The sequence below is a fragment of the Methylocystis sp. genome (genome assembly GCF_046349115.1).
Lineage (GTDB): Bacteria > Pseudomonadota > Alphaproteobacteria > Rhizobiales > Beijerinckiaceae > Methylocystis.
Genome location: NZ_JAXMCX010000001.1, coordinates 769203 through 781610, shown reverse-complemented (window position 1 = coordinate 781610; position 12408 = coordinate 769203). Strand labels below are relative to the sequence as shown.

The 12408-nt window shown below is 62.3% G+C and carries 11 protein-coding genes and 1 tRNA gene; 8 read left to right on the top strand and 4 right to left on the bottom strand.

Annotated elements, in window-relative coordinates:
• Window positions 1-126 precede the first annotated feature (126 nt).
• Entirely contained in the window at window positions 127-2040 is a 1914-nt protein-coding gene (gene ftsH / locus U1E20_RS03655) for an ATP-dependent zinc metalloprotease FtsH (RefSeq protein ID WP_409979226.1), read from the top strand.
• A 381-nt stretch (window positions 2041-2421) separates the two neighbouring features.
• On the opposite strand, the gene arsC is transcribed toward ftsH, so the two are convergent.
• Window positions 2422-2784: an arsenate reductase (glutaredoxin) gene (gene arsC / locus U1E20_RS03650; RefSeq protein ID WP_409979225.1), complete on the bottom strand. Its 363-nt coding sequence runs from the start codon at window positions 2782-2784 to the stop codon at window positions 2422-2424.
• 168 nt (window positions 2785-2952) lie between these two features.
• Between arsC and glmM the strand changes: the two genes are divergently transcribed.
• Window positions 2953-4299 (top strand): phosphoglucosamine mutase, encoded by a 1347-nt coding sequence (gene glmM, locus U1E20_RS03645; RefSeq protein WP_409979224.1) that lies wholly within the window; start codon window positions 2953-2955, stop codon window positions 4297-4299.
• A 160-nt stretch (window positions 4300-4459) separates the two neighbouring features.
• The gene (locus U1E20_RS03640; RefSeq protein ID WP_409979223.1) at window positions 4460-4705 is read left to right on the top strand and encodes a hypothetical protein; all 246 of its coding nucleotides are present in this window, start codon (window positions 4460-4462) and stop codon (window positions 4703-4705) included.
• 132 nt (window positions 4706-4837) lie between these two features.
• Here U1E20_RS03640 and U1E20_RS03635 read toward each other — a convergent pair whose 3' ends face one another.
• Window positions 4838-5239, bottom strand: coding sequence for a DUF6632 domain-containing protein (locus U1E20_RS03635; RefSeq protein WP_409979222.1), 402 nt, complete (start codon window positions 5237-5239; stop codon window positions 4838-4840).
• A gap of 152 nt (window positions 5240-5391) precedes the next feature.
• Here U1E20_RS03635 and U1E20_RS03630 point away from each other — a divergent pair, with 152 nt between their 5' ends.
• Complete coding sequence (locus tag U1E20_RS03630; protein ID WP_409979221.1) at window positions 5392-6354, top strand: AraC family transcriptional regulator; 963 nt, start codon at window positions 5392-5394, stop codon at window positions 6352-6354.
• Between the two features lie 193 nt (window positions 6355-6547).
• Complete coding sequence (gene xseA / locus U1E20_RS03625) at window positions 6548-8089, top strand: exodeoxyribonuclease VII large subunit (RefSeq protein WP_409979220.1); 1542 nt, start codon at window positions 6548-6550, stop codon at window positions 8087-8089.
• A gap of 1 nt (window position 8090) precedes the next feature.
• Here the strand turns inward: xseA and U1E20_RS03620 are convergent, their stop codons facing one another.
• Complete coding sequence (locus tag U1E20_RS03620; RefSeq protein WP_409979219.1) at window positions 8091-8540, bottom strand: hypothetical protein; 450 nt, start codon at window positions 8538-8540, stop codon at window positions 8091-8093.
• A 296-nt stretch (window positions 8541-8836) separates the two neighbouring features.
• Between U1E20_RS03620 and pal the strand changes: the two genes are divergently transcribed.
• The 3 genes from pal (at window position 8837) to U1E20_RS03605 (ending at window position 11864) form a co-directional block, all read left to right on the top strand.
• Window positions 8837-9355 (top strand): peptidoglycan-associated lipoprotein Pal, encoded by a 519-nt coding sequence (gene pal, locus U1E20_RS03615; RefSeq protein WP_409979218.1) that lies wholly within the window; start codon window positions 8837-8839, stop codon window positions 9353-9355.
• A gap of 76 nt (window positions 9356-9431) precedes the next feature.
• Window positions 9432-9507: transfer RNA gene (locus tag U1E20_RS03610), tRNA-Trp, on the top strand.
• A gap of 539 nt (window positions 9508-10046) precedes the next feature.
• Window positions 10047-11864 (top strand): alkaline phosphatase family protein, encoded by a 1818-nt coding sequence (locus U1E20_RS03605; RefSeq protein ID WP_409979217.1) that lies wholly within the window; start codon window positions 10047-10049, stop codon window positions 11862-11864.
• Between the two features lie 314 nt (window positions 11865-12178).
• Here U1E20_RS03605 and U1E20_RS03600 read toward each other — a convergent pair whose 3' ends face one another.
• Window positions 12179-12406 (bottom strand): DNA-binding protein, encoded by a 228-nt coding sequence (locus U1E20_RS03600; protein WP_409979216.1) that lies wholly within the window; start codon window positions 12404-12406, stop codon window positions 12179-12181.
• Window positions 12407-12408 lie beyond the last annotated feature (2 nt).

Here is a 12408-nt window from a genome sequence, read left to right as displayed (position 1 = left end):
CAGCAACGCCCGGATTCACGGTCGTTTCCGAGCCTTGGCAACGCCTTCCGGCGAGCCTAAATTAAGCGGATGACCGGAGCGCTGGAGGGATAAGCCCGACCGAGCGGCTCCCGACAGGTTTCCCAAATGAACCCACACTTCAGGAACCTCGCGCTATGGGCAATCATCGGATTGCTCGTGGTTGCGCTTGTCATGCTGTTTCAACAACCCGGCCAGCGCACGCCGATCCGCGATATTTCCTATAGCGAGCTGCTGACGCAGATAGACCAGGGCCGTGTCCATGACGTGACGATCGCCGGCAATGAGATCGTCGGCCATTTCAACGACAATCGGCCGTTCACGACCTATGCGCCGGACGACGCCAATCTCGTGCCGCGCCTGCAAGCCAAGAACGTCTCGATCAGCGCCAAGCCCAATAATGAGGGCGGCGGCTTCATGATGACGCTTCTGCTCAACGCGCTGCCGCTCGTTGCTTTTCTTGCCGTGTGGATTTTCCTGTCCCGCCAGATGCAGGGCGGCGCCGGCCGGGCGATGGGCTTTGGCAAGTCGAAGGCGAAGCTTTTGACCGAGACGCAAGGCCGCGTGACGTTCGAGGACGTGGCCGGCGTCGACGAGGCCAAGGAGGATTTGCAGGAAATCGTCGAATTCCTGCGCGATCCGCAGAAGTTCCAGCGCCTCGGCGGGCGGATTCCGCGCGGCGTGCTGCTCGTCGGACCGCCCGGCACGGGTAAAACCTTGCTCGCCCGCGCCATCGCCGGCGAAGCGGGCGTGCCCTTCTTCTCGATCTCGGGCTCCGACTTCGTCGAAATGTTCGTCGGCGTCGGCGCGTCGCGCGTGCGCGACATGTTCGAACAGGCGAAGAAGAACGCGCCCTGCATCATCTTCGTCGACGAAATCGACGCGGTCGGGCGCCATCGCGGCGCCGGACTTGGCGGCGGCAATGACGAGCGCGAGCAGACGCTCAATCAGCTGCTTGTCGAGATGGACGGCTTCGAGGCGAATGAGGGGATCATCCTGATCGCCGCCACGAACCGTCCGGACGTGCTCGACCCGGCGCTGATGCGTCCGGGCCGTTTTGACCGTCAGATTCAGGTGCCGAACCCGGACTTCATCGGCCGCGAGAAAATCCTCAAGGTTCACGCCCGCAAGGTGCCTCTGGCGCCGGATGTGGATTTGAAGGTGGTGGCGCGCGGCACGCCTGGGTTCTCTGGCGCCGATCTGATGAATCTTGTGAACGAGGCGGCGCTGCTGGCGGCGCGTCGGTCGAAGCGCATCGTCACGAACCAGGAGTTCGAGGACGCGCGCGACAAGATCATGATGGGCGCGGAGCGCCGCACCCTGGTGATGACCGACGAGGAGAAGAAGCTCACCGCCTATCACGAAGGCGGCCATGCGCTGGTCTCCTTGAACATGCCCGGCTCGATTCCGATTCACAAGGCGACGATCATTCCGCGCGGCAGAGCGCTCGGCATGGTGCAGGGTCTTCCGGAACGCGACCAGATTTCGCAAAGCTACGAACAGCTGATCGCGATGCTGGCGATGGCGATGGGCGGCCGTGTCGCCGAGGAGTTGATCTTCGGCTCGGCGAAGACGACTTCCGGCGCGGCCTCCGACATTCAGCAGGCGACGCGCATCGCCCGCGCGATGGTCACGCAGCTCGGCTTCTCGGACAAACTCGGCACGGTCGCCTATGCGGATCCGCAACAGGAGCAGTTCCTCGGCTATTCGCTCGGGCGCACGCAGACCTTCTCCGAACAGACGCAGGAGACGATCGACGCCGAGGTGCGCCGTCTGGTGCAGCAAGCCTATGACAAGGCCAGGCAGATCCTCAACGACAAGCGCGCCGACCTCGATACGCTCGCCAATGCGCTGCTCGAATTCGAGACGCTGACCGGCGACGAAATCAAGGGGCTGTTCGCCGGCAAGCGTCCGGTGCGCGAGGAGTCGACTCCGACGCCGCCGCCACGCGGTTCGGCGGTGCCGACGACGGGGCCAAAGCCCGAACCTGACGTCGGCGGCATGGAGCCGCATCCGATCTGATCGGCAAAATCGAAAAGAGCCCGGCGATGCCCGATCGCCGGGCTTTATCACTTCTGCCTGCGCCGCATCTGCTCGGAGGCATCAAGGATGACTGATACGAAATCCGTTTGATCCGCTCGGCTGTCATTCCCGACGCGCGCAGCGCGTGCGATCAGGAAACCAGAGCAAAACCAGCATTCTTGGATTGGCGCTGAATTCCCGGTCAGGCCTCCGGCCTGCCGGGAATGACACGATCAAAGCGGACCGATCAGCCGGAATTCGTATGACATTCAAGGCTTCGCACTCTCCGGGCTGCCGATCGTCGTCATCATCATCGCTGTCGTTTTGTCGGATTTGTCGCAGGCGGGATCATCGGCGTCGATCGTTGGCGAAATAGCCCTTCTATTTCTTCGCCCGCGCGATCAGCTCTTGCACGACTTCGGCCGGACGGCAGAGCGCCGCCTTGTCGCCGATGGTGACGATCGGCCGCTCGATCAAAATCGGATGCTTCTCGATCGCGGCGAAAATCTCGTCGTCTGACAGGGCCGGGTTATCGAGGCCGAGTTCCTCATAGGGCGTGCCGCGTTTGCGCAAAATGTCGCGCGCGCTCTTCCCCATCCGGCGCAAAATATCCTTCAAACTGGCGCGATTGGGCGGATTTTTGAGATATTCGACGACTTGCGGCTCATAGCCAGCCTCGCGCAGCGCGGCGAGAACCTTGCGTGAGGTGCCGCAGGCCGGATTATGATAGATTTTGATTTCCATGTGGACATCCGTTCAGGCGATGTGCGATTCTTCATTAACTCTTAAAAGGGCTGGCGAGAACGCAGCCTCGGACAATATGACATCATGTTCGTAACTGCGCCGGCTTGGCATTTAGCCGGCTTGGCGTTGCGCCAGCTGAGCCATGGCGCAGCTCGCTGAGGATAGTCAATGACCCGCACCTATTTCGGCACCGACGGCATTCGGGGACTGGCCAATGAAAAGATCACGCCCGAGCTCGCGCTCAAGGTCGGTCAGGCGGCTGGCCTCATCTTTCATCGCGGCGAAGGGCGGCACCGCGTCGTCATCGGCAAGGATACCCGGCTCTCCGGCTATATGATCGAATATGCGCTCGTCGCCGGCTTCGCCTCGGTCGGCATGGATACGCTGTTGCTCGGACCGATGCCGACGCCGGCGGTCGCGATGCTGACTCGATCGATGCGCGCCGACGTCGGCGTGATGATTTCGGCGTCTCACAATTCGTTCGAGGACAATGGCATCAAGCTGTTTGGACCGGATGGCTACAAGCTTTCCGACGAGATCGAGCACGAGATCGAGCGCCTCATCGACGGCGACATTACGCGTAAGCTCGCGGCGCCGAGAGAACTCGGCCGCGCGCGACGCATCGACGACGTGCGTGCGCGCTATATCGAATTCGCCAAGCGCACGCTGCCGCGCAACATGAGCTTCGAAGGCTTGCGCGTCGTCGTCGACTGCGCCAATGGCGCGGCCTATAAAGTGGCGCCCGAGGCGCTGTGGGAGCTTGGCGCCGAAGTCATTTCGATCGGCGTCGAACCCGACGGCTTCAACATCAATCGCCGCGTCGGCTCCACCTCGCCGCAGGCGCTGCGCGACAAGGTGCGCGAATTGCGCGCCGATGTCGGCATCGCGCTCGACGGGGACGCCGACCGAGTCATCATGGTCGACGAACTGGGGCGTCTGATCGACGGCGACCAGCTGATGGCGGTGGTCGCCGAAAGCTGGCGCGACCAGGGACTGCTGTCGAAGCCCGGCCTCGTCGCGACGATCATGTCCAATCTCGGCTTTGAGCGTCACTTAGCTTCGCTCGGACTGACCTTGGAGCGAACCGCGGTCGGCGACCGCTATGTGATCGAGCGTATGCGTGAAGCCGGCTACAATGTCGGCGGCGAGCAATCCGGCCATGTTATCTTGTCCGACTTTTCCACGACCGGCGACGGTCTGGTGACGGCGATGCAGGCGCTTGCCGTGGTGAAGCGCCAGAATCGTCCGGTGAGCGAGGTCTGCCACCGCTTCGAGCCGCTGCCGCAAGTGTTGCAGAATGTGCGCGCCCAGCGCGCCGAATTGGAGCGCGCCTCCGTGGCTTCCGCGATCGACGACGCGCGGGCGCGGCTCGGCGGCTCGGGGAGATTGATCGTTCGGCCTTCCGGCACAGAGCCGGTCATCCGAGTCATGGGCGAAGGCGACGATCGCGAACTGGTCGAATCTCTCGTCGCCCAGGTTTGCGGCGCGCTGAAGGAATCGGCCCAGGCGGCTTGACGCCAAATTGTTTCGCCGCCGCGCTCCAAGCCATGCAATTGATTAGGATCGACGGTTAAGGGATAGGGTTAACGCATCGTTAATCCTTGCCGCCCATGTTGCCATCGTCGGCCCTGCGTCATCGAAATGCGACAGGGCGCCCGAAACATGGGGACCGGTCATGGGCCGCACCATCACGCTGGCGCTGTCGGCGCTCATCGTCACCGGCGCTTTTACCGCCCGCGCCGAAGAGGGACTGCCGCCGCTACCGCCTCTCGATGTCAGCGGCTGGTTTCTTCGCGGCAATATCGACGACGACGCGCAGCAATCGCCCGAAGGACGGACCTATCTGCAACCGAACAGTCTCGCTGTTCTGCCGAATGGCGCCACTAGTTCGACGCTCTATTCGATGACCGAGACGAGGTAAAGTTCAGAAGCTAACGGTTCATTCTCCAAGCGGAGACGATATTGAAGTCGGCTTGGCGCAAAAAGCGGAAAGCGCCGCTGGATCAAGCCAGCGGCGATGAAGCATAGCTCCGCCTGCGACAGAGCGATACGGCTAGCGTTGAGCGACTGCGACTGGCCGCAGCTGCTGCGCTGAAGAGAGATACCAGAGCACTGCGGCGACCAGCAGTAGCGCCGGCACGTCGCCCACCAAATGGCCTATCTCCTGTCGGTCATAGATGGCCTGGATGGACATAATGCCGGCGTGCACGATGCTCGACCAGATCGTGAACGCGATAAGGCTGCGATGTTCCGACGGGTTGCGCGCGGCAGCGATGAGGAAGGCGCCGAGAACCGCGTAAATCCCGCAAATCATCTGCAAATAGTATTGACCGTGGCCGCTGTGCCATTGCCATCCCGAAGGCCAAATAAGGCTGAGCGGGTAGATCGCGAAGAAGACCGCGCCAATTGTCATAAGCGCGATCTTAAGGAGCTTTTCTCGCTTAACGTCGTCCATCCCTAACCTCCTGTCCGCGGACGAGCCATTGGCTGAGTAGCCCGCCCGTCGCCCAATTGAGTGGGTTGGTGTTTAACTAGGGTCGGCGCAGCGATGAATGATCGTCCGTCCGTGTATCATGACTGTTCGTCCAAATCTGCGGAGTGGCGGCGATGGTGGACCCGCTTGGTGAAGCGCTTCGTTCGATTCGCCTTACTGGCGGCATTTTCCTTGACAGCCAATTCACGGCGCCCTGGTGTGTGTACACCAAGGTCTGCGGCGAGGATTGTAAGCCGTTCCTCGCAGCGCCCAAGCAAATCATCGCATATCACTTTGTCGTCGCCGGAACGCTGCTGATCAGCGTCGATGATGACGCCGCCGTAGAGGCGCATGGCGGCGAGATCGTTCTATTGCCCCGCAACGATGCTCACACCTTGGCAAGCGGTCCTGGCCTTAAGCCCAAGAACGCCCGCGAGCTTATTCGGCCAGCCGTCGATGGCGGCTTGGCGCAGGTTCGCCACGGCGGAGGCGGCGAAGTCGTTCACTTGGTGTGCGGCTTTCTCGCACATGACCAACTCTACAACCCCTTGATTGCCGCCCTGCCAAGGATTCTCAAGATCGATATTCGCAAAGGGACGTCGCGCGACTGGATAGAGGCGTCGGTGCGATTTGCCGCCAGCGAGCTGATCACAGCAGGGCGCGCTTCATCGAGCGTCGTGCTGCGACTTTCCGAACTGCTGTTCATTGAAGCGGTGCGCAATTATTCTCAAACGCTTGGAGACCAGGAAGGCGGATGGCTGAAGGGATTTGCCGACCCACACGTCGGGCGAGCCTTGGCGCTCATCCATAGCCGCGTCGGCAATCCCTGGTCAGTGGAGTCTCTTGCAAGGGAAGTCGGGCTCTCCCGCAGCGCGTTCATCGACCGCTTCTCGACGCTGGTCGGCATGCCTCCCATCCGATATCTCACCATGTGGCGGCTTCAAACCGCAAAGCTGAACCTCTTCGAGACGAACATGGCGATCGGCCAGTTGGCAAGCTCGGTAGGCTACGAGTCTGAGGAAGCATTCAGCCGTGCATTCAAACGGGAATTCGGCCTGTCTCCCGCGAGGTGGAGAGAACAACAGGCGGTGGATTGATTTGCCGGCGGAGCGAATGACAAGGCGGCCATACAGTCATCGCGTGTTTGCGCCAGCTAAACTGGACCCACAATTCCTTGCGAGGAATAGCGCTCCTTCCGAAAAGCGCTTCAGTCCTTTCATCTTCCTTGCGCCGCTCCCGCCGCCCATTGCCCCTCGCTCCCGGACCCGGATTGAGCCATATCTCTCATCCATGTCCGACCTGACCGAGACCGGGGGAGAAGCTCCTCAGACCAATGCGCCGGAGATCAGCGTCTCCGAACTCGCCAATGCGCTGAAGCGGACGATCGAGGATCGCTTCGGGCGGGTGCGGGTGCGCGGCGAAATCTCCAACTATCGCGGCCCGCACGCCTCCGGACACGCCTATTTCTCGCTCAAGGATCCGAACGCCCGCCTCGACGCGGTGATCTGGAAATCGACTTTCGCGCGCCTGCGCACCAGGCCGCAGGAAGGACTGGAAGTCGTCGCGACTGGCCGGATCACCACCTTCCCCGGCAAATCCTCTTATCAGATCGTCATCGAGTCGCTGGAGCCGGCCGGACTCGGCGCGCTGATGGCGCTGCTCGACGCCCGCCGCAAGGCGCTCGCCGCCGAGGGCCTGTTCGACGATGCGCGCAAACGCCCCCTGCCCTTTCTGCCGAGCGTCATCGGCGTGGTGACGTCGCCGACCGGCGCCGTCATTCGCGACATTCTTCACCGCCTCAACGACCGTTTTCCGCGCCGCGTCCTGCTGTGGCCGGTGCGGGTGCAGGGCGAGAGCTGCGCCGAGGAGGTCGCCGCCGGCATTCGCGGCTTCAACGCGCTTTCTGCCGGCGATGCGGCGCCGCGCCCCGACGTGCTGATCGTCGCGCGCGGCGGCGGCTCGCTGGAGGATTTATGGGGCTTCAATGAGGAAATCGTCGTTCGCGCCGCGGCGGAAAGCGCGATCCCGCTGATTTCGGCGATCGGCCATGAGACCGACACGACGCTCCTCGATTTCGTCGCCGATCTGCGCGCGCCGACGCCGACCGGCGCCGCCGAGAAGGCGGTTCCCGTCCGCGTCGAGCTGTTGGAACATCTCGCCATGCGTGCGAGCCGCCTCGACGGGGCGCGCCGCCGCGCCATGGAGCAGCGCCGCGCCAATCTGTCGACCCTCGCGCGGCTACTCCCTGCCGGCGACGCCCTTCTCGCCAGCCCGCGCCAGCGACTCGACCGCGCGGCCGAGCGATTGGGAGCCGGCGTTCGCGGCGCCGGAGACCAGCGGCGGTTGCGGGTCGCGCGCGCCGCCACGCTGCTCGCCCGCCACTCGCCGCAGACCGAGCTGGCGCGCGCGCGGGAGAAAGCGCGCGGTCTTGGCGCGCGCCTGCGGCAGGGCTATCGCGCCCGGGCGGTTCTCGCACGCCAGGAGAACGTCGCCGCGAGGCAGCGGCTTGCCGGCGCCGCGCAGCGGCTGACCCGCGCCGTCGCCGGCCTCATCGGCCAAAGCCAGGATCGGCTCGACAGGCTCGCGCGGCTGCAGGACTCGCTCAGCCATCGTTCGGCGCTGGCGCGCGGCTTCGCGCTGGTGCGCGATGAGAACGGCGCGCTGGTGCGCAGCGTCGCCCAGGCCCCGCCCGGCACCGGACTCGACATCGAAATCGCCGACGGCAGGATCGCGGCGCGGGCCGGCGTCGCGACTCCCGACCCGCCGGCTCCTCCGCGCCCGCGCCGGCGCATGAAAAGGCCCGGCGAAGACGATCAGGGCTCGCTGTTCTGATCTATTCGAACTTCATCTGCCAGGCGACGATGCTGCGCTGCATGGGCGCCCGCGGCAGATAGCAGAAGACATTGGTGGAGATCGGCGCCTCGGCGCAGTGATAATGCTCCAGGCTCCAGTCGTAGCCCAGCATATCCATGCAGGCGACGATCTTGTCGTGAACGATCTTCGGATTGGAGCGGCGCTCGGTCGGGAAATCCCGTTCCGCCTGATATTCGCAGTCGGTCACGTCGAGCTTCTGGCCTTCGAAATAGCGACCGCTGGCGCCGCTGGTGACGAACATCGCCTCGGTGGCGAAAATGAACAGCAGGCCGACCGCCAGCGCGATCTTGCCCTGCGCCTTGGTCTTGAAGAAGTGGAGATCGAGTAGCGACAGCAATCCGATCGCCAGCAGGCCGCCGCCAAGCAGCAGCGTCAACGGCGAAAGGAAAGGCGCGATGCCTTCGTTCATGTCACGCTCCTCACCGCGCCGCCGCCGCGCGCATCTAATTGACTGATAGTAAGAGCGAGAACGCCGCCGACGCAACCGGACGAAAATCCTGCTTGGCGCGCCGGCGCCGGATCGTCAAATTCATGCCAAAACAGCGGATTAAGCTTCTATTAACCAATTAACCCTCTATTAACGAAGCGACCAAATTGCTCAAATGCAACAGGTCCGGGATAGCTCTGATCAAGGTTGACGGAACCTTCGCTTAACCCTGCCAGACTAGGACTATCGACGGTCGATGGTCGTAACAGGAGTTCCTCATGCTGCTTTCGCAACGCGCCTGCGGAGCCAAATTAGTCGTCGCGCTGACGGCGGCGCTGGCCCTTTCGGCCTGCGCCAAGACCACGGCGGACGAGGCCGCTGGCGATCTCGCGGGCGGCGGCTACGCCCGCGGACGCGGCGTGGCGAGTCCGGGCAGCCAGCAGGATTTCGTGGTCAATGTCGGCGACCGCATTTTCTTCGAGACCGACTCGACCGATCTCACCCCCACCGCTCAGGCGACGCTCGACAAGCAGGCGGAATGGCTCAACCGCTATGGGCGCTACAGCTTCACCATGGAGGGGCACGCCGACGAGCGCGGCACCCGCGAATATAATTTCGCGCTCGGCGCCCGCCGCGCCGAAGTCGCCAAGAATTATCTGATCTCGCGCGGTGTCGCTGCAGGACGCATCCGCACGGTCAGCTATGGCAAGGAGCGCCCGGTCGCCGTCTGCGACGACATTTCCTGCTGGTCGCAGAACCGGCGCGTCGTGACGGTGCTTTCGGGCGGCAATTCCTGAGAATTGGAGAGCGCGGCGCCACTTGCGTCCGGGGAGCCATTGCGGCATTGAAGGCGCGCGCCGTTCAAGCGCCCGCAGGAGTGTAGCTCAACTGGTAGAGCACCGGTCTCCAAAACCGGGGGTTGGGGGTTCGAGCCCCTCCACTCCTGCCATTTTACGAACAGTTAGTTAGCTCAAAATCTCCGATCCAGATTTTTGCAGGCGCAGTTGGCAGGCAACCAGAGCGCTTCGACCTCTCTCCGCACGAAAAAGCCCGGTCGTCGCCGGCCGGGCAGGAGTTTTGCGGTTGAAAGGATCGTCGTCTGCTCGCAGGCGACAGGTCGATTCGTAAGCGCGCCGGACGATCCAGACAAGCGCGACCAGCTGCGACAGTTAACGCTATGCCAACGCCATGCGCGGACGGTTCACGCCGACTTACGCTTGGGAGGGAAGTCGGTCGCTTCCCGAACGTCATCGGGCCGACGCGCATACTGAGCGGACGGAAACAATTTAGAAGTGGATAACAGTCGTCGATTTTTGGCTTAACTCCAAACAGTTCGCGAGCCTTGTTCTGGCCCACCGCAGGACTGCAATTTTTCTGACATCCGGTTGAGACACTCGCCACACAGTTTCGCCGCGCGCTGGCGGTCTCGCTTTCTATCCCGTTGCAGTTCTAACGGAACAACGCCGGCGCTATGCGGGAGGGGACTTCATGCGGTCGAAATCCATCTTTAAGATGCTTTGCCTGGGCACGAGCGCGCTTGGCGTGTCGCCTGCACTGGCGCAGCCCGAGAGCCCGACGACGCCGATCCGCCACGTGATCATCGTCGTGGGCGAGAACCACACGTTCGACAATCTCTTCGGAACCTATCAGCCGAAGAACGGACAGAATATCGATAATCTTCTGAGCAAGGGCATCGTCAACGCGGACGGCACGCCCGGCCCGCATTTCCATCGAGCCAAGCAGAAGATCGGCGCGGATGGCCCGCGCACCCACGACTACCTCGTCGAGACGCCGTCGGTCGGCGCCTATGCGACGCTTCCCCAGCCCTACACGACCTATGGCATCGGTCTCCCGCAGGGCGTTCCTGATACGCGCTTCCCGGCGAATATGCCGAACGGACCGTTCCAGATCAGTAAATACGTCCCCTACGCCGCCTATACTGGCGATCCCGTGCACCGCTTCTTCCAGATGTGGCAGGATTGGGACGGCGGCGAACTGGACAAGTTCGTCTGGGTCGAAGAAACGATCGGCACCGGCTCGAACGGCCAGCCTTACCCAGCGGGCGGCTTCAACCCGCACGAAGGCGCGATCTCGATGGGATTCTACAACATGAACCCCTATAAGGACGCCAAGGGCGCGCAACAGCCGGGCGACGCGCACATCTTCAAGCAGCTCGCCGACGCCTACGCCATCAGCGACAACTACCATCAGGCGATCATGGGCGGCACCGGCGCCAATTTCCAGGCGATCGTCTCCGGAGACGTGGCGTTCTTCACCGATCCGACGAAGCTCGACGGTTCGGCGGCGACCCCTTACCCCAATCAAATCGAGAATCCGAACCCAGCGCCGGGCACCAACAACTACTACATTCAGGATGGCTATAGCGGCGGCTCGTATGTGAATTGCGCCGATTCCAGCCAGCCTGGCGCCGGTTCGGTGCTGGGCGAACTGCGCAAGCACCATGTGAGAAACGGCAATTGCTCGGCCGGCCATTATTATCTGGTCAACAACTATAACATGTACTGGAACCAGACGAGCAGCGTAACGCGCGCTCTGGGCCCCAACTCCTTTACCCTCCCGCCGCAGAGCCTGCCCACTATCGCTGACGTGATGACGGCCAAGGGCCTGTCCTGGAAATATTACAGCGCTGACCGCGGCGACGACCCGACCGTTTTCGCCAATGCGGTCGACGGCGTGCCGCTGCTGTTCCATTCCTATTGCGGCATTTGCGACCCCCTCACCGGCTATCTAAAGATCATGAAAAATCCGTCGGAAGAGGCCAAGCTGCAGAATTACGGCGCATTTCTCAAGGACGTGAAGGACAATACGCTTCCGGCGGTGTCCTTCGTGCGTCCGTTCGAGTCGCTCGCCGGCCATCCTGCGGATTCCACCACGGACCTCTATGAGCAGTTCCTTGCAGATCTGATCAAGCAGGTGCAGGCCGATCCGGCGCTGTGGAATTCCACAGCAATCTTCATCACAACCGACGAAGGCGGCGGCTATTACGACTCGGGCTACATCCAGCCTGTCGACTTCTTCGGCGACGGCACGCGCATACCGTTCATCGTCGTGTCGCCCTACGCCAGGAAGGGCTATGTGGACCATACTTATTACGACCACGTCTCGCTGCTGAAATTCATCGAGCGCAACTGGCGCCTGCCGAAAATTTCGAACCGCAGCCGAGATAACCTCCCGAACCCGCTCATGGGCGACGGCGAACACAGGTACCGTCCGAAGAACCTTCCGGCGATCGGCGACCTGATGAACCTCTTCACTTTTGCCCAGTCAGCCAACGACGACAATTAAAGCGAAGGCCGGAAAAGAAGAAAGCGGCACGAGCGCCAAGCGTTACGGCTTTGCTTGGCGCCCGCCCGATCAAAAAACGCCCCGCCGTCACATCGACGGTCGGGGCGTTGACGTCATGGGAAGATCGCTGCGGTTAACGCCGAAGCAGGTGTCATCGCGCAAACCGCGAGGCGAAGCGCAGCGCCATCAATCACGGGAGCATCCCCTCAGGAGATGGCAAGAGGAAAATTCCGTCTCCAAAATCGGGAGTTCGGGGTTCGAGCCTCTACACTGTTGCCCTGCCAACCTCCACTCCCGCCAAGCCAATAGGAATATTAAGATAGCCCCCGCGCCGTGAGCGGCATCGCCTTTAGCGCCTTCAATTCATCATGGACCGCCTGGCCGCTTCCCTCACGCGTGATGCCACGAGCTTTGGCGACGTCGGCAAGAGCGGCATGAAAAACATCTGAGTTTTCGTCCTCGCACGCAGCCGTGAGATATTCGGCAATGACTTCCTCATTTTCGAGATAATCGGCAACGTCAAAGGTCGAGAAATCAGTCATTC

What these genes read in the sequence shown, in the direction of transcription:
- xseA (WP_409979220.1), top strand. Translation starts at nt 6,548, where the DNA reads ATGTCCGACCTGACCGAGACCGGGGGAGAAGCTCCTCAGACCAATGCG.
- ftsH (WP_409979226.1), top strand. Translation starts at nt 127, where the DNA reads ATGAACCCACACTTCAGGAACCTCGCGCTATGGGCAATCATCGGATTG.
- U1E20_RS03600 (WP_409979216.1), bottom strand. Translation starts at nt 12,406, where the DNA reads ATGACTGATTTCTCGACCTTTGACGTTGCCGATTATCTCGAAAATGAG.
- pal (WP_409979218.1), top strand. Translation starts at nt 8,837, where the DNA reads ATGCTGCTTTCGCAACGCGCCTGCGGAGCCAAATTAGTCGTCGCGCTG.
- U1E20_RS03640 (WP_409979223.1), top strand. Translation starts at nt 4,460, where the DNA reads ATGGGCCGCACCATCACGCTGGCGCTGTCGGCGCTCATCGTCACCGGC.
- arsC (WP_409979225.1), bottom strand. Translation starts at nt 2,784, where the DNA reads ATGGAAATCAAAATCTATCATAATCCGGCCTGCGGCACCTCACGCAAG.
- U1E20_RS03605 (WP_409979217.1), top strand. Translation starts at nt 10,047, where the DNA reads ATGCGGTCGAAATCCATCTTTAAGATGCTTTGCCTGGGCACGAGCGCG.
- U1E20_RS03635 (WP_409979222.1), bottom strand. Translation starts at nt 5,239, where the DNA reads ATGGACGACGTTAAGCGAGAAAAGCTCCTTAAGATCGCGCTTATGACA.
- U1E20_RS03630 (WP_409979221.1), top strand. Translation starts at nt 5,392, where the DNA reads ATGGTGGACCCGCTTGGTGAAGCGCTTCGTTCGATTCGCCTTACTGGC.
- U1E20_RS03620 (WP_409979219.1), bottom strand. Translation starts at nt 8,540, where the DNA reads ATGAACGAAGGCATCGCGCCTTTCCTTTCGCCGTTGACGCTGCTGCTT.
- glmM (WP_409979224.1), top strand. Translation starts at nt 2,953, where the DNA reads ATGACCCGCACCTATTTCGGCACCGACGGCATTCGGGGACTGGCCAAT.